Source organism: Actinotalea caeni, assembly GCF_009733795.1.
Lineage (GTDB): Bacteria > Actinomycetota > Actinomycetes > Actinomycetales > Beutenbergiaceae > Pseudactinotalea > Pseudactinotalea caeni.
Genome location: NZ_WNXX01000007.1, coordinates 108,694 through 124,809 on the forward strand (window position 1 = coordinate 108,694; position 16,116 = coordinate 124,809).

Below are 16,116 nucleotides of genomic sequence, written 5' to 3' on the forward strand. Positions count from 1 at the left end.
GCCCGCGACGCCGCGCGCGACAGGGGCTCGGGAGGAGGCGGAGCGGTCAGAAGCACGTGCGTACGAGCCCGACGGCGACCGACCCGGGTGCGAGCGGGCCGGCCACCTCGACGATGTCGCGCCACTTGTCGAACGTGGTGCACGGGTGCGAGATGCCGAGGACCACACGGTCGCCGACCTCGGGAACTGCGGCGAACGACCCGGCGGCGAGGAAGCCGTGCTGGTCGTTCATCCGGACCACCGCTGCGTCCGCGGTGGCTGTGCCGACGACATCGTCACCGCGCCACAGCTCGAACGGGGTCGGCAGGCCCGCGTCCTGGCCGACGTCACGACGCCCGCAGTCGAGCAGCGCCGTGCCGCCGTCGTGCACGGAGATCACCGTGGCGACCAGACGCAGCGCCGCACGGAACCGCGGCACCGGGCCGGGCGCGGTCTCCTGCTCGTGGCGGTAGTGGCCGTCGTCGTGCGTGATGCTCACACCCGACCGGACGACGACACGCCCGTCGTCGGCGGACAGTCCGGCGAGCCCGTCGGCCACCTCGCCCAGCCGGTCGCTGCCGCCGATGCTCAGCAGCGCGGTGGCACCCGTGCGGGGCAGCACGACGTCGCGGTGCACCGCCAGCACATGGGCGGCGAACGCGGCGATGTCGGCGCGGCCAGGGGTCCCGCCGATCGCACCCTCGTACGCGGCGGTCCCGGCGAGTCGCACGCCGGGCGTCGCGAGCACCTTCTCGACGACGGCGCGCGCCTCGTCGAGGTCGCGCACGCCGGTCCGGCCGCCGGGACGGCCGACGTCGAGCAGCACGGGGAGCTCGGGGCCCTCGGTGTCGCCGAGCGCCTCGACCGCGGCGACGCCGTCGACCCACGACACCACCTCGTGCCCTGGGCGGTCAGCGAGCAGGGCACGCACGCGCGCGGCGGCCGCCGGCGTCGCCAGGGGGTTCGCGAGCAGCACCCGCCGGACCCCGCACGCGAGCGCGACCCGGATCTGCGCGAGCGTCGCCACCGTGATGCCCCAGGCGCCCGCGGCCAGCTGGCGCGACCACAGCTGGGGGGCCATCGTCGTCTTGCCGTGCGGCGCCAGCAGGTAGCCCCGCTCGTCGCACCAGCGCTGCAGCGCGGTGACGTTGTGCTCCACCGCGTCGGCGTCGATCGTGAGGTACGGCGTCGCGAGCTCCGCCACCGGTGGTGTCGTGCGCGCGAGCTCCCCGCGCGGGATCCCGTCGAAGCCGTCGCCGAGGATCTTGCCGAGCGGATCCGGAGGCAGCGCCGCGAAGGCCGAGAGGTCGAGGGCGTCAGGGGTGCGGCTCATGCGTGCGGCTCCGGGTCGGACGGGTGGGTGGAGGGCGAGAGGCCCCAGGCGCTCTCGAGCTCGTCGGCGGCGCGCCGCAGCGAGCGGGCGATGCCGTCGATGCGGTCCTCGGTCACGCGGTAGCTGGGGCCGGAGACCGAGATCGCGTAGGTGGGGTGGCCGGCACCGTCCCGGACGGCGACGCCCACGCAGCGCAGCCCGAGCTCGCTCTCCTCGTCGTCGAGGGCGAACCCACGTCGCCGCGTCGTCTCGAGGTCGCGTCGCACGGCTGCCGGCTCGGTGAGGGAGCGCTCGGTCAGCGCGGACAGGTCGAGGGAGCGCAGCAGCCGCTCGGCGCGCTCGGGCGGCAGCGCCGCGAGCAGCGACTTGCCGACCGCCGTGGTGTGCCACGGCTCCTCGTCGCCCACCCGGACCGCCCTGCTGATGCCGTGCGTGCCCTGCCGCGCGTCGAGCACGACGAGGCGATCACCAGCCTCGACGCCGACCAGCTCGGCGGTCTCGCCGTGCTCCTCGACGAGGCCCTCGAGCAGCGGGGCGGCGGCCTCGACCGGGTCGTAGGCACCCGCGGCCGCGGCACCCCACTCCTGGAGGCGCACGCCGAGGCCGTACAGACCGGTCGCGGGGTCGCGCCGGACGACGCGGTGGTCACGCAGCGCCGTGAGGTAGCGCAGGGTGGTGGGCTCCGTCAGGCCCGCTGCCCGGGCGACCTGCGCCAGGGAGGCCGGCTGCGTCGCCCGGACGCCGTCGACGACGGCGACCAGTCGCTCGACCGCCTGGAAGCCGGCGCGAGCCCGGTCACCGCTCACGCGTGCTCCTCGGCGCTGCGGGAGAGCGGTGCGGCGTGCGACTCGACCGGGGACTCCTCGACGTGAGCATCCGCGTCCATCCCTCCGCACGGCCGTGCCCGGTGTCTGTCGTTGTGCGGAAGACCGTATCATCCAGTGACAGGCGGCCTGCGAGCGGGTGGGACGCCGCCGCACCGACGGAGGGACGAGGCGTGGGGCGACGGTTCGAGGGGCGGGTCGTGCTGGTCACGGGCGCCGGGTCGGGGATCGGGGCCCGGCTCGCCGAGCGGTTCGCGGGCGAGGGTGCTCGGCTCGCGGTTCTGGACGTCGACGAGGAGCGCGCACGCGCGGTCGCGCAGGCGCTCCCGGACGCCGTCGCCATCGGTGCCGACGTGAGCTCGCGCGAGCAGGTCAAGGACGCGCTCGCGGTGGTCCGGGAGCGCTGGGACCGGCTCGACGTCGTCGTCAACAACGCCGCGACCTGCGCGGACGTGCCCTTCGAGGCCGTCAGCGACGAGGAGTGGGAGCGCGACCTCGCGGTCGACCTGTCGGGGCCGTACCGGCTCGTGCAGGAGGCGCTGCCCGACCTGCTGGCGGCGCGCGGAGTCGTGCTGAGCATCGCCAGCGTCAACGGGCTGACGCACCTCGGCAACGATGCGTACTCGGCGGCCAAGGCGGGGCTGATGGCGCTCACGCGCGGGCTCGCCGTCAGCTACGGGTCGCAGGGCCTGCGCGCCAACGCGATCGCGCCGGGCACGATCGTCACCCCGATCTGGGACGAGCGGCTGGCCCGCGACCCGCACGTGCTCGACACCGCCACGCGCTGGTACCCGCTCGGTCGGCTGGGCCGGCCCGACGACGTCGCGAACGCCGCCCTGTTCCTGTGCTCGGAGGAGGCCTCCTGGATCACGGGCACGACGCTGGTGGTCGACGGCGGCCTGCTGGCGGGCAACGCCGTGATGATGCACGACATCACGGCGCAGTCATGAGCGTCCTGATCGTGTCCCGGTCGCCCGAGGGCGGGCTGTGGCGCTGGGACGGTTCCGGGGCGACCGCCGAGATGGTGGTGCAGGCGCCCGACACCGCGTTCGCGCTGCCGCTGCCCGACGGTCGCGTGCTCACGCTCGGCGGCGCCGAGGAGGGCCGCCTCCGGCTGCTCGCCCGGACTGCGGCCGGGTACGCCGTCACCGCCGAGGTCGCCACCCAGGGCGGCGAGCCCTGTCATGCGGCGGTGCTCCCTGGCGGCCGGCACGTCGTCGTCGTCAACTACCACCTCGAGGGGTCGGTGCTCGTGCTCGCCCTCGACCCCGAGCCGCGGGTCGTGCAGCGTCTCGTGCTCGGGGACCCGGGCGCCGGGGTCGTGGTCGACCGGCAGGAGGCCGCGCACCCTCACTTCGCGCTCGTCGTCGACGAGAGCACGGTGCTGGTGTCCGACCTCGGCTGCGACCGGATCCGTCGGTTCGCGTGGCGCGACGAGCGCCTCGAGGAGGTCGGCAGCTGCGCCACACCGGCGGGCTCCGGCCCGCGGCACCTCGCGCGGCACGGCGGTGCGGTGGTCGTCAGTGCCGAGCTGTCCGACGAGGTGCTCGCGGCCCCGCTGGCCGATGTCCTCGCCGGCGACGCCGGCTGGCAGGTCGCGCAGGCGAGCTCGAGGTCTCTGGCCTCCGCGCGTGACGGCGGTGAGCGGCTGACCCACCCGGGCGAGATCGTCGTCGCACCCGACGGTCGCGTCCACGTCGCGAACCGAGGTGCCGGCACCATCGGGCAGCTCGTGGTGGACGGCGAGACGGCCCGGCTCACCTGGCTGGGCGAGATCGACGCGGCCGGCGTCTGGCCGCAGCACCTGCTGCTCATGAACGATGACCTGCTGATCGCCGCGCACGACGCCGACCTCGTCGTCGGGCCGCGCGGGCAGGTACGCGTGCCGACGCCGGTGTGGCTGGCGCGCGGGGCCTGACGGCCCGCCGTCACCAGCGGTACAGCAGCACCCGGTCGGTGCCGGCGACGACGACGCCGCCCGGGACCAGGTCGACGACGTGCGTGGCGGGCGGGAACGCGAGCTGCCACTGCGGCCGGCCGGTGTGCACGTCGATCGCGGTGAGCCCGGCCGGCACGGTCGTGGAGGAGCTGACCAGGAGCGTGCCGCCCGAGCCCAGGCACGGGCAGCTCATGAGCTCGCTCTCCCACAGCTGCGCCCCGGTGGCGAGGTCGATCCCGTGGGTGCTCGCCTGGTACGGGGTGGCGGTGACGAGCACGCCGTCGAGCCGCGCCAGCGGGCTCTCACCGCCCGCGCCCGCCCAGTGCGGCTCGGCCGGGCCGTCGCGCAGCACGGTGATGCCGGTGGCGTGGGAGACGAGCACCGAGGTGCGGGCGTCGAGGTCGTCGTCGACCGCGAGCCGAGCGGCCCCCTCCGCGAGGGTGACCTGCTCGCCCGACCAGAGGTGCCACCAGGTCTCGTTGAAGCCGAGGCCGAAGATGCCGGCCTCGTCGTAGCGCAGCTGCAGCGGGCGCGCGAGCGTGATCCCGGTGGCGACGTCGAGCACGGCGGGCCCGGCGGTCCCGACGTAGAGGCGGTCGTCGATCCGCGCGAACGGGTAGCCGCGCGCCGCGCCGCCGATCCCCGGCTGGTAGGGCACCTCGGTGGCCCACACGACGTCGTCGCCGGACATCCGCACCACAGTCTGGGTGCGCCGGGAGTAGAGCAGCGCGAGGACGTCGCCGTCGAGGCGCAGCGCCCACGCCGCGCTGGGCAGCGCGACCACGTCGACCGCGCCGCTGCGCGGGTCGAGGGTGACGACCTCGGCCGACCAGCCCCGGCCCGTCACGCACACCACCTGCTCCTGGTAGGTGCAGCGGGGCCGGTCGAGCAGCACCTCCCAGCGCAGCGCCCCGGTGGCGGCGTCGAACCCCGTCACCCCGGCGTCGGTCGTGACGGCGACGGAGTCGCCCACGAGCTCCGCCTCCAGCCGCGGGCTCGGCCGCTCCGTGATCGTCACGGGCGCCTCCCACGCCAGCGCGGGCGGCGCGGCCAGCGACGCGACGAGGTTGAGGCCGTCGGTCGGGCTCGGCGGCGGCGCGGACAGCGCGCCGAGCGCGACGAGCACCGCGGCGGCGACGACCCAGAGCCAGCCGCGCTCGGGCGGGTGCGGCCGTGGTCCCGGGGCGGGCTCGCTCGCACCGAGCTCGAACTCCTCGACGAGCCCGGCCCCCGCGACGGCGCCGCGTGCCATGCGTCATTGTGCCGCGTGGCGGGCCGCCGCACCAGGGCGGAGCCGCGGGTCAGCCCGGGGGGGCGTCAGAGGTACGGCGCGACGAGGCGGTCGTAGCGCTCGGTCATGGTGGCCACGATCTCGTCGGTCGGCATGGCCCACACGTCGGCGTTGAAGATCTCGACCTCGACGGCGCCGGTGTACCCGGCCTCGGCGACCCAGCGGGTGATCGTGGGGAAGTCGACGTAGCCGTCGCCCATGAAGCCGCGCGAGAGCAGCGGGTCGGCCGCGAGCGGCAGCAGCCAGTCGCACACCTGGTAGAGCGCGAGCCGGCCCTCGCGGCCCGCGCGGGCGATCTGCTGCTCCAGCTGCGGGTCCCACCACACGTGGTAGGTGTCGACGAGCACGCCGACCTCGCTGCTGTCGAACGGGGCGGCGACATCGAGGCACTGGCCCAGCGTCGACAGCACCGCGCGGTCGGCCGCGAACATCGGGTGCAGCGGCTCCAGCACCAGACGCACGCCGTGCTCGGCGGCGAACGGCACCAGCTCGCCCACGCGGTCGACGACGCGCTGCCGCGCCGCCGCGATGTCCTTGTCGCCGTCGGGCAGCGCCGCGGCGCCCGGCTCCGGGTTGGCGGGCAGCCCGCCGACGACGAGCACCAGCTCGCTCGCGCCGAGGGTCGCGGCCTCGACGATCGCCGCGCGGTTGTCGGCGAGCGCGGCCTCGCGGCCCGCGTCGTCGGCCGCCGTGAGGAAGCCGCCGCGGCACAGGCTCGAGACCTGCAGCCCGGCGTCACGGATGATCCTCGCGGCGGCCTCGGTGCCGACCTCGGCGACCCTGTCGCGCCACGGCCCGACCGCGGGCAGGCCCGCGCGGGCGGCCGCCTCGACGGCCTCGGCCAGCGTGGCGCGCTTGGCGGTCGCGGTGTTGAGCGCCAGCCGGGTCACAGCGTGATCGGCTCCAGCTCGACGCGGCGGCCCTCGGCGGAGGAGCGCAGCCCGGCCTCGGCCAGCTGCACGCCGCGTGCGGCCGACAGCAGGTCGTAGCGGTGCGCGCGCCCGGCGACGACGTCGCGGATGAACTCCTCCCACTGCAGCTTGAAGCCGTTGTCGAGGTCGGCGTTCGCGGGGACCTCCATCCACTGGTCGCGGAACGGCTCGGTGACCGGCAGGTCCGGGTTCCACACCGGCTTGGGCGTGTGCGAGCGGTGCTGGGCGACGCACTTGCGCAGCCCGGCCACCGCCGAGCCGTGGGTGCCGTCGACCTGGAACTCGACCAGCTCGTCGCGGTACACGCGCACCGCCCACGAGGAGTTGATCTGCGCGACGATCTCCTCGCCGTCCGGGCCGGCGACCTCGAAGATGCCGTAGGCGGCGTCGTCGGCGGTCGCCGCGTACTCGCGGCCCTGCTCGTCCCAGCGGGTGGGGATGTGGGTGATCGTCTTCGCCGTGACGCTGCGGACCTGGCCGAGGATGCCCTCGAGGACGTAGTTCCAGTGGCAGAACATGTCGGTCGTCATGCCGCCGCCGTCCTCCTTGCGGTAGTTCCACGACGGCCGCTGGGCGGCCTGCACGTCGCCCTCGAACACCCAGTAGCCGAACTCGCCGCGCAGCGACAGGATGCGGCCGAAGAAGCCCTCGTCGACGAGACGGCGGAGCTTGACCAGACCGGGCAGGTAGAGCTTGTCGTGCACGACGCCGGCGGTCACGCCGGTCTCCTCGCGCAGCCGCGCGAGCTCGATCGCCTCGGCGAGCGTCTCCGCCGTCGGCTTCTCGGTGAACACGTGCTTGCCGGCCTTCATGGCCGCGGTGAGCGTGCCCGCGCGCAGCGAGGTCATCGACGCGTCGAAGAGGACGTCGATGCTCGGGTCGGCGATCGTGGCGTCGAGGTCGGTGGTCCAGTGCTCGACGTCGTGCCGCTCGGCGATCTCCCGCACGGCGTCCGGACGGCGACCCACGAGCACCGGCTCGACCTGCACCTTCGTGCCGTCGGCGAGCGTCACCCCGCCCTGCTCGCGGATCGGCAGGATCGACCGGACCAGGTGCTGGCGGTACCCCATCCGGCCGGTGATGCCGTTCATGCCGATGCGGAGGGTGCGGGTGGCCATGTGACTCCTCGAAGACGTGGGAATGCGCTTTCCGCAGCGTACGGGAGGCCCTGACGGGTGTCAACGGCCGCGAGTCCTCCCCGCGCCCACGCCCCTCCCAGCAGCCACCGCCTCCCGCGTGCCCGCCCACCGACCGCCCCTGTGCCCGCCGAGTTCGCACCTTCGCGCCGAGTTCGCACCGTGCGCGGTGCGAACTCGGCGCGAAGGTGCGAACTCGATGCCGCGAGGGGGTGGGCGAGGCGGGCGCGATCTCACAACGTCGGTCACCGCGCTGAGCGGAAGACGTAACAGGTCCGACCGCCTCCCGGTGACGGAGGTGAAACGCGCGGTTCCTAGCGTCGACGGCACGCCGCGACGAGCAGGGCCAGGCCCGGCGAGGCGCGACCCCCTCCAGACCCGGGAGCACACCGATGTCCTACGTGAAGCCGTCCGACCTGGTCGTCGCGATGACCGACGCCGGCGAGGCCAAGATCCGCATGTCCACCTCCGACACCCTCGCCAAGGCGGCGATGGGTGGCGCGATGCTGAGCGTCGCGGCGGCCTTCGCCGTGACGATCTCGGTGACCACCGGGGTCCCGCTGCTGGGCGCGGTCCTGTTCCCCGTCGGGTTCGCGCTGCTGTACCTGCTCGGCTACGACCTCCTCACGGGCGTGCTGGTGCTCGGACCGATGGCGTGGCTCGACCGCTCGCGCGGGATCGGCGCCCGCGACGTGCTGCGGAACTGGGGGCTGGTGTTCGCCGGCAACTTCGCGGGTGCCTTCACCGTCGCGGTGCTCATGGCCGTGGTCGTCACCTACGGCTTCGACACCACGCCCAACGAGGTCGGCCAGGCGATCGGCCACATCGGCGAGGGCCGCACCGTCGGGTACGCCGCGCACGGCGCCGGCGGCATGCTCACGCTGTTCGTGCGGGCGATGCTGTGCAACTGGATGGTCTCGACCGGTGTCATCGGCGCGATGGTCGCGCGCGACGTCGTCGGCAAGGTCCTCGTGATGTGGCTGCCGATCATGCTGTTCTTCTTCATGGGCTTCGAGCACTCGATCGTCAACATGTTCCTGTTCCCCTCCGGGCTGCTGCTCGGCGGGAACTTCACGATCGGGGACTACCTCGTGTGGAACGAGCTGCCGACGCTGCTCGGCAACCTCGCGGGCGGGATCCTCTTCACCGTGACGCCGCTGTTCTTCGTCTACGGCCGGCGCCGCGCCGCCGCGGCGGCCGAGCCCGAGCCGGCGCCGGTCGCGACGCCGCGCACGCAGCCCGCGCTGGTGGGCGAGGCCGTCTGAGGAGCGGTTGGTCGTCCCCGGTCAGTCGGAGGTGGGCGTGAGCCCGTCCGCCTCGACCGGGCACGACAGACCCGCGAGCAGGGCCTCGAGGCCGCGTGCGAGCACTGTCTCGGGCTCGACGGCGTGCGCCTCGCGCAGGGCGGCGTACCGGGGAGCGATGGCGGGGTCGACCGGCGTGCTGCGCTCCGCCGCCGCGGCGGCCGCGGTCAGAGCGGAGCCGATCACGAGGTTGGAGAGCGCGTAGGCGTCGCCGAGCGGGTCGGGGGACCCGGCGTCGGCCGTGAGCACGCACATGCGCTCGGACAGACGGAGGTAGTGGGGACCGCGCGGAGCCCGCATCGACACCACCTGGCACGCCCACGGGTGGGCCAGCAGGTGCCGGTGGAGCGCGAGCGCCAGGTCGCGCAGCGGCGCCGAGGCGATCGCCTCCTGCAGGTGCGCGTCGTCGCGCAGCGCCGCGTCCAGAGCGAGGTCGTACAGGTCGTCGACGGACCGGATGCGCGAGTACAGGCTCGCCGGTGCGACGCCGAGGCGCGAGGCCACCGCGCGCAGCGTCAGCGCGCGGAACCCGCCGGCGTCGAGCAGCTCGACGGCGACGCTCGCGATCCGCGCCACGTCCACCGCGCGCACGCGACGGGGTACCGGTGGGTCGGTCCAGTAGCCCATGCGCCTCCTTATCCGAATGCTGTTAGTTTAAGGGCGATGCTGGATCCACGCCATCTCCCTCTCATCGGTGACCGCACCCGCCTGCGTGCGCTGCGGCACGAGGACGCGGCCGCGTACGCCGCGGGGACGGCGGACCCCGAGGTGCGCAGGTTCGCCCACCTCCCCGAGCCCGAGTACACCGAGGACTCGGTCGTCGCACTCGTCGACGGCCCGGTCCGCGACGGGCTCGCACGGGGCGACCTGGCCGTGCTCGCGATCGCCGACGTCGCCACCGACCGGTTCGCGGGCAGCCTGGTGCTGTTCGACGTCGACGATGCCACGGCTGAGGTCGGTTTCTGGGTCCACGCCGACCACCGCGGGCGCGGGTTCGCCGTCGAGGCGCTCGATCTCGCGGGACGCCTGGCGCGCCTGAGCGGCCTGCGCCTGCTCACCGCGCGGACCGCGGTCGACAACCTCGGCGCGCAGCGTGCGCTGGAGACCGCCGGGTACCGGGTCCGCTCGCGCGGCCGCGACGTCGCGCCGTCGGGCCGTGAGGTCGTCGCGGCGCACTACGTGCGCGGGCTCGTCTGACGGGCGGTCGCGGGTCAGGTACGCGGCGGGGTCGACTCGCGCAGCACGACCTCGCCGCCCACCTCGAGCACGCGCGGCTCGCCCGCGGCCTCCTCGAGCGCCAGCTCGGTGGCGCGTGCCCCGAGCTCGACCAGCGGCAGCCGCACGGTCGTGAGGCCCGGGCTGACGTCGCGCAGCGTGACGATGTCGTCGAAGCCGGCCACGGCGATGTCGCGGCCGACCTCGCGACCGGCGTCGCGGGCGGCGGCCATCGCGCCGACCGCCATGACGTCGTTGACCGCGAACACGAGCTCGACGTCGGGCTCCTGCGCCAGCAGCCGGGCCATGCCGTCGTAGCCGCCGTCGCGCGTGAAGGCCGTCTCGAGCGTGACGGCGCTGCTCTCACCGAGCTCGTCGACGGTGCGGGCGAAGCCCTCGCGCCGGTCGCGCGCGGTGAGGTGCCCGGCCGGTCCGCCGAGGATGCCGAAGCGGCGGTAGCCCAACCCGTGCAGCGCGCGGGCGAGGTCGACCACCGCCGCGGTGTTGGCGATCGCGATCGTGCTGACGCCCGGCAGCGGCTGCCCGATCAGCGCCGCCGACCCGCCCGAGGCCATGTAGCCGGCGAGCGCGTGCGTGAGCGCCTCGGTGCCCTCGGGGTCGTCGTAGCGGCCGCCCGCGATGACGATCGCGCGTGCCCGCTGGCTGTGCATGACCTCGACGAACTGGACCTCGCGGCCGCGCTGGTGCTGGGTGGTCGCGAGCGTGACGACCAGCTTGTGCCGGTCGGCCGCGCCGGTGACGCCCGCGGCGATCGAGGAGAAGTAGGGGTCGGCGATGTCGTGGACGATCAGCCCGACCGTCGTGGTGCGGCCGCGCGCCATCGCCTGCGCGTTGGCGTCCGGGCTGTACTTCAGCCGCGCGGCCGCCGCGAGCACGCGCTCGCGCAGCTCGGGGCGCACCGTGCGGTTCGCCGAGCCGTTGATCGCCCGGGAGGCGGTGGCGAGCGAGACGCCCGCCTCCTTGGCGACGTCGCTGAGGGTGGTGGGGCCCGCCATGGTCACAGGGTAAGCGCGTTCCTGCCCCGTGGCTCCGCGACTGGCCGAGCCGTCGCCGGCGGGTGCGCGCCACGCCGTCGCGCGCTTGACGCTGCGGCCCCCAGAAGATAAGTTGCGAGCAACAACAAAACTACGAGCAGCGGAGCGACGCGATGGTGCGCAAGCCCACCCCCGACGACAAGTTCTCCTTCGGCCTCTGGACGGTCGGCTGGCCCGCCAACGACCAGTTCGGCTCGGCCACCCGGCCCGCCCTCGACCCGCGCGAGTACGCGACGAAGCTCGCCGAGCTCGGCGCCTGGGCCGTCACCTTCCACGACGACGACGTCGTCCCGTTCGGGACCGACGACGCCACGCGCGCGAAGATCCTCACCGACTTCAAGAAGGCCACCGACGAGGCCGGCATCGTCATCGAGATGGTGACGACCAACCTGTTCAGCCACCCGGTCTTCAAGGACGGCGGCTTCACCTCCAACGACCGCGGCGTGCGCCGGTTCGCGCTGCGCAAGGTGCTGCGCAACGTCGACCTCGCCGCCGAGCTCGGCGCCGAGACCTTCGTCATGTGGGGCGGTCGCGAGGGCAGCGAGTACGACGGCGTCAAGGACACCAACGCCGCGCTCGACCGCTACGCCGAGGCCGTCGACACGGTCGCCGCCTACATCAAGGAGAAGGGCTACGGGCTGCGCATCGCGCTCGAGCCCAAGCCCAACGAGCCCCGCGGCGACATCCTGCTGCCGACGATCGGCCACGCGCTCGGCTTCATCGCCAAGCTCGAGAACGGCGACATCGTGGGCCTCAACCCCGAGGTCGGCCACGAGCAGATGGCCGGGCTGAACTTCACCACCGGCATCGGCCAGGCGCTGTGGAGCGGCAAGCTCTTCCACATCGACCTCAACGGCCAGCGCTCGATCAAGTACGACCAGGACCTCGTGTTCGGTCACGGCGACCTGCTCTCGGCGTTCTTCACCGTCGACCTCATCGAGAACGGCTTCCCGGGCGGCGGCCCGCGCTACGAGGGCGCCCGCCACTTCGACTACAAGCCGTCGCGCACCGAGGGCCTCGAGGGCGTGTGGGAGTCCGCCGAGGCGAACATGCAGACCTACCTGCTGCTCGCGGAGAAGGCCAAGGCCTACCGCGCCGACCCCGAGGTGCAGGCCGCCTTCGAGGCCGCCGGCGTGCTCGAGCTGTCGCAGCCGACGCTCGGCGAGGGCGAGTCCGTGGCCGACCTGCTCGCCGACCGCAGCGCGTTCGAGGACTTCGACCCCGACGCCGCCGGCGAGCGCGAGTACCACTTCGTGCGCCTCAACCAGCTCGCGATCAACCACCTCATCGGGTAGGAACGAGGGCATGCCAACCGAGCGTCTCGTCGCCGGCGTCGACACCTCGACGCAGTCGTGCAAGGTCGTCGTCCGGGACGCCGAGACCGGGGCGCTGCGGCGCTTCGGCCAGGCCAAGCACCCGGACGGCACCGAGGTCGACCCTCGCGCCTGGTGGGAGGCGTTCACACAGGCGAGCGCGGCCGCCGGCGGTCTCGACGACGTCGAGGCCGTCGCGGTCGGCGGTCAGCAGCACGGCATGGTCGCGCTCGACGCCGAGGGCGCGGTCGTGCGCCCCGCGCTGCTGTGGAACGACACCCGCTCGGCGAAGGCCGCGCGCGACCTCGTCGAGGAGCTGGGCGACGGCACCGAGGGCTCGGGCGAGCGCGCCTGGGCCGAGGCGGTCGGCAGCGTCCCGGTGGCGTCGTTCACGGTGACGAAGCTGCGCTGGCTCGCCGAGCACGAGCCCGAGAACGCCGAGCGGGTGGCGGCCGTCGCGCTGCCGCACGACTGGCTGACCTGGCGCATCGCCGGCGACGGCCCGGTCGCCGAGGGCCACAGCCCCGACGGGTTGGCCCGACTGGTGACCGACCGCTCCGACGCCTCCGGCACCGGCTACTTCGACGGCCGCACCGACAGCTACCGGTTCGACCTGCTCGAGCGTGCGTTCGGGCGCCGGGTGGCGGTGCCCGCGGTCGTCGGCCCTGGCCAGCAGGCGCGCACCGGCCCGAACGGGCTGGTGATCGGCCCCGGCACCGGGGACAACGCGGGCGCGGCGCTCGGTCTCGGCGCCCGGCCGGGCGACGTCATGGTCTCGATCGGGACCTCCGGCGTCGTCACCGCGGTCTCCGACACCTCGACGCACGACGCCAGCGGGCTCGTCGCCGGCTTCTCCGACGCCACGGGCCGGTTCCTGCCGCTGCTGGCGACGCTCAACGGGTCGCGCACGTTCGACGCCGTCGGGCGGCTGCTCGGTGTCGACCACAAGGGGTTCGCCGAGCTCGCGCTGTCGGCGCCTCCGGGAGCCGAGGGCCTCGTGCTCGTGCCCTACCTCGAGGGCGAGCGCACGCCGAACCTGCCGGACGCGACCGGGTCGCTGCACGGCGTCCGGCTGAGCAACACGACGCCGGCCAACCTCGCCCGCGCGGCGATCGAGGGCGTGCTGTGCTCGCTCGCGTTCGCGCTGGACGCGCTCGTGGCCCAGGACGTCGAGGTGGAGCGGATCATCCTCATCGGCGGGGCCGCGCAGTCGGAGGCCGTGCGACGCATCGCGCCGTCGGTGCTCGGCCGCCCGGTCGCCGTGCCGGCCCCCGGTGAGTACGTCGCCGACGGCGCCGCGCGCCAGGCCGCGTGGGTGCTCTCGGGCGCGGACGAGCCGCCGGCCTGGGAGGTCGCGGGCGTGCAGGTCTACGAGGCCGACGCGCCTGCCGTGGGGCTGCGAGAGCGGTACGCCGACGCCTCGCAGATGTTCCTCACCCGCTGAGGTTTCAACCCACTTCTGCCAGCTGCCCAGACCCTGAGACGGTGATGCCGCGGAGACGGCTCACCTCGTGAGATGGGGGGGGCAGAACCTCGTTGAAACCGGGAGACCGATGTCCGCGCACGTCCTGCACTACGACCGCCCTGCCCGTGAGTGGACCGAGGCGCTGCCCGTGGGCAACGGTCGGCTCGGTGCGATGGTCTTCGGCGGGGTCGACGTCGAACGGCTGCAGCTCAACGAGGACACCCTGTGGTCCGGCGGGCCGTACGACCCGGTCAACCCGCTCGCGGCCGAAGGGCTGGCCGAGGTCCGGGCGCTGGTGGCGCAGGGCCGCTACGCCGAGGCCGAGGCCCGCACCGACGAGACGCTCATGGGCGTGCCGGTCAAGCAGGCGCCCTACTCGACCGTCGGCTCGCTGCTGCTCGAGCTCGACGGCGTCGACCCGGCCGCGGTCTCGGGGTACCGGCGCTCGCTCGACCTCGACACCGCCGAGGCCGTCACCACCTGGACGCTCGACGGCTCGACCTACGTGCGCCGCGTCGTCGCCTCGCCGGTCGACCAGGTCGTCGCGGTGCACCTGGCGGTGACCGGCCCGGCGACGCTCACCGGCCGGGTGTGGTTCACGAGCCCGCTGCAGGAGACCTGGACGCACGCGACCGACGACGAGCTCGTGCTCGGCGGCCGCAACGACCCCCACGGCGACATCCCGGGCGCGCTCTCGTTCGAGGCCCGGGTGCGGGTGCTGACCGCCGGCGGCACCGTGCGCGAGGACGGCGACGCCGTCGCCGTGGAGGGGGCGACCGCGCTGACGCTGCTGGTCGCGATCGCGACCAGCTACGTGACCTTCGAGGACCTCTCCGGTCACCCGTCGGCCAGGACGACGGCGCAGCTCGCCGCGGCCGCGCGGCGCGGCTACGACGAGATCGCCTCGGACACCGCCCGCGAGCACCAGGCGCTGTTCCGCCGTCTCGACCTCGACCTGGGGGCTGCGCCGGACCTGCCGACCGACGAGCGGATCCGGCGCGCCGAGACCGTCGACGACCCGGCGCTCGCGGCGCTGTACCTGCAGTACGGCCGCTACCTGCTGATCAGCTCCTCGCGCCCGGGCAGCCAGCCCGCGAACCTGCAGGGGCTCTGGAACGCCGAGACCGACCCGCCGTGGGGCAGCAAGTACACGGTCAACATCAACACCGAGATGAACTACTGGCCCGCGGAGCCGGCTGCGCTGCCGGAGCTGGTGGAGCCGCTCGACCGGCTCGTGCGCGAGGTTGCGGTCTCCGGGGCGCGCACCGCGCAGCGCATGTACGGCGCGCGGGGCTGGGTGTGCCACCACAACACCGACGGCTGGCGGGCGACCGCACCGGTCGACGGCGCGCCCTGGGGGATGTGGCCGACCGGCGGCGCGTGGCTGAGCCTGCACCTGTGGGAGCACTACCGGTACGCGCCCGAGGAGGCCTACCTCGCCTCGATCTACCCGCTGCTGCGCGGCGCGTGCGAGTTCTTCCTCGACACGCTCGTGGAGGGGCCCGGCGGCACGCTGGTCACCTCGCCGTCGCTGTCGCCCGAGAACATCCACCCGTGCGGCGCCGCCGTCGTGGCGGGGCCGACGATGGACGCCCAGATCCTGCGCGACCTGTTCACCGCGACCGCCGAGGCGGCACGGCTGCTGGGCCGCGACGCCGACCTCGTCGAGACCCTCGGGGCGACCGTCGACCGGCTGCCGCCCAGCCGGGTGGGCGCGCACGGCCAGCTGCAGGAGTGGCTGGAGGACTGGGACGCCGACGCGCCCGAGCAGGACCACCGCCACGTCTCGCACCTGTTCGGGCTGTACCCGAGCCGGCAGATCTCACCCGACCGGACGCCGGAGCTCGCCGCAGCTGCACGGCGCACGCTCGAGGACCGCGGCGACGAGTCCACCGGCTGGGCGACCGCCTGGCGCATCGCGCTGTGGGCGCGGCTGCGCGACGGCGACCGCGCGCACCGCGTGCTGCGGCTGCTGCTCGACACCTCGCGCACCTACCCGAACATGTTCGACGCCCACCCGCCGTTCCAGATCGACGGCAACTTCGGGGGCGCCGCCGCCATCCTCGAGATGCTCGTGCAGCACGACGGCGACGAGATCCACCTGCTGCCCGCGCTGCCCAGCGCGTGGCCCAGCGGGCGGCTGCGCGGCGTCCGGACGCCGGGTCCGTGCTCGCTCGACCTCACCTGGGCCGACGGCGAGCCCACCGAGGTCCGCATCACCGCCGAGCGCGGCGGCGAGCGGGTGCTGCGGCACGGCGAGAGCAGGGTGCCGGTGACCCTCGAGCCCGGTGTCGAGGCCGTCGTCGGGTTCTGACGGCGGGATCCGACGG

The 16,116-nt window shown here is 74.4% G+C and carries 14 protein-coding genes; 7 read left to right on the plus strand and 7 right to left on the minus strand.

What is annotated here, in order from left to right; genetic code table 11:
• Window positions 1–46: 46 nt before the first annotated feature.
• Together GPA02_RS08365 and GPA02_RS08370 are read right to left on the minus strand one after the other, a co-directional pair.
• A complete protein-coding gene (locus tag GPA02_RS08365) occupies window positions 47–1,312 on the minus strand; it encodes an alanine racemase (protein ID WP_156199464.1) in 1,266 nt (421 codons plus the stop codon).
• Window positions 1,309–2,118 carry an IclR family transcriptional regulator gene (locus GPA02_RS08370; protein ID WP_162457731.1) on the minus strand — a complete coding sequence of 270 codons (810 nt, stop codon included), beginning with the start codon at window positions 2,116–2,118 and terminating at the stop codon, window positions 1,309–1,311. Before GPA02_RS08370 ends, GPA02_RS08365 begins: the two co-directional genes overlap by 4 nt.
• Before the next feature lie 191 nt (window positions 2,119–2,309).
• Between GPA02_RS08370 and GPA02_RS08375 the strand changes: the two genes are divergently transcribed.
• Window positions 2,310–3,086, plus strand: a complete 777-nt coding sequence (locus GPA02_RS08375; protein ID WP_204986538.1) for an SDR family NAD(P)-dependent oxidoreductase — start codon at window positions 2,310–2,312, stop codon at window positions 3,084–3,086.
• Window positions 3,083–4,054 carry a lactonase family protein gene (locus tag GPA02_RS08380; RefSeq protein ID WP_156199466.1) on the plus strand — a complete coding sequence of 324 codons (972 nt, stop codon included), beginning with the start codon at window positions 3,083–3,085 and terminating at the stop codon, window positions 4,052–4,054. The genes GPA02_RS08375 and GPA02_RS08380 overlap by 4 nt, the downstream gene beginning before the upstream one ends.
• Window positions 4,055–4,064: 10 nt before the next feature.
• On the opposite strand, the gene GPA02_RS08385 is transcribed toward GPA02_RS08380, so the two are convergent.
• From GPA02_RS08385 to GPA02_RS08395, 3 genes are all read right to left on the minus strand, one after another.
• Window positions 4,065–5,327: an outer membrane protein assembly factor BamB family protein gene (locus GPA02_RS08385; RefSeq protein WP_156199467.1), complete on the minus strand. Its 1,263-nt coding sequence runs from the start codon at window positions 5,325–5,327 to the stop codon at window positions 4,065–4,067.
• Between the two features lie 65 nt (window positions 5,328–5,392).
• Window positions 5,393–6,256 (minus strand): sugar phosphate isomerase/epimerase family protein, encoded by an 864-nt coding sequence (locus GPA02_RS08390; RefSeq protein WP_156199468.1) that lies wholly within the window; start codon window positions 6,254–6,256, stop codon window positions 5,393–5,395.
• A complete protein-coding gene (locus GPA02_RS08395; RefSeq protein WP_156199469.1) occupies window positions 6,253–7,416 on the minus strand; it encodes a Gfo/Idh/MocA family protein in 1,164 nt (387 codons plus the stop codon). Before GPA02_RS08395 ends, GPA02_RS08390 begins: the two co-directional genes overlap by 4 nt.
• A gap of 410 nt (window positions 7,417–7,826) precedes the next feature.
• On the opposite strand from GPA02_RS08395, the gene GPA02_RS08400 reads away from it, so the two are divergent.
• The gene (locus GPA02_RS08400) at window positions 7,827–8,699 is read left to right on the plus strand and encodes a formate/nitrite transporter family protein (protein WP_156199470.1); all 873 of its coding nucleotides are present in this window, start codon (window positions 7,827–7,829) and stop codon (window positions 8,697–8,699) included.
• A gap of 21 nt (window positions 8,700–8,720) precedes the next feature.
• Here GPA02_RS08400 and GPA02_RS08405 read toward each other — a convergent pair whose 3' ends face one another.
• Window positions 8,721–9,365: a TetR/AcrR family transcriptional regulator gene (locus GPA02_RS08405; protein WP_156199471.1), complete on the minus strand. Its 645-nt coding sequence runs from the start codon at window positions 9,363–9,365 to the stop codon at window positions 8,721–8,723.
• A gap of 36 nt (window positions 9,366–9,401) precedes the next feature.
• On the opposite strand from GPA02_RS08405, the gene GPA02_RS08410 reads away from it, so the two are divergent.
• Entirely contained in the window at window positions 9,402–9,935 is a 534-nt protein-coding gene (locus GPA02_RS08410) for a GNAT family N-acetyltransferase (RefSeq protein WP_156199472.1), read from the plus strand.
• 14 nt (window positions 9,936–9,949) lie between these two features.
• Here GPA02_RS08410 and GPA02_RS08415 read toward each other — a convergent pair whose 3' ends face one another.
• Complete coding sequence (locus GPA02_RS08415) at window positions 9,950–10,969, minus strand: LacI family DNA-binding transcriptional regulator (protein ID WP_156199473.1); 1,020 nt, start codon at window positions 10,967–10,969, stop codon at window positions 9,950–9,952.
• A gap of 152 nt (window positions 10,970–11,121) precedes the next feature.
• Between GPA02_RS08415 and xylA the strand changes: the two genes are divergently transcribed.
• The 3 genes from xylA to GPA02_RS08430 all read left to right on the plus strand — a co-directional run bounded on the left by xylA (window position 11,122) and on the right by GPA02_RS08430 (window position 16,100).
• Window positions 11,122–12,303 carry a xylose isomerase gene (gene xylA, locus GPA02_RS08420; RefSeq protein WP_156199474.1) on the plus strand — a complete coding sequence of 394 codons (1,182 nt, stop codon included), beginning with the start codon at window positions 11,122–11,124 and terminating at the stop codon, window positions 12,301–12,303.
• 10 nt (window positions 12,304–12,313) lie between these two features.
• Entirely contained in the window at window positions 12,314–13,765 is a 1,452-nt protein-coding gene (locus tag GPA02_RS08425) for a xylulokinase (protein WP_156199475.1), read from the plus strand.
• A gap of 109 nt (window positions 13,766–13,874) precedes the next feature.
• Window positions 13,875–16,100, plus strand: coding sequence for a glycoside hydrolase family 95 protein (locus tag GPA02_RS08430; protein WP_156199476.1), 2,226 nt, complete (start codon window positions 13,875–13,877; stop codon window positions 16,098–16,100).
• Window positions 16,101–16,116: the final 16 nt, after the last annotated feature.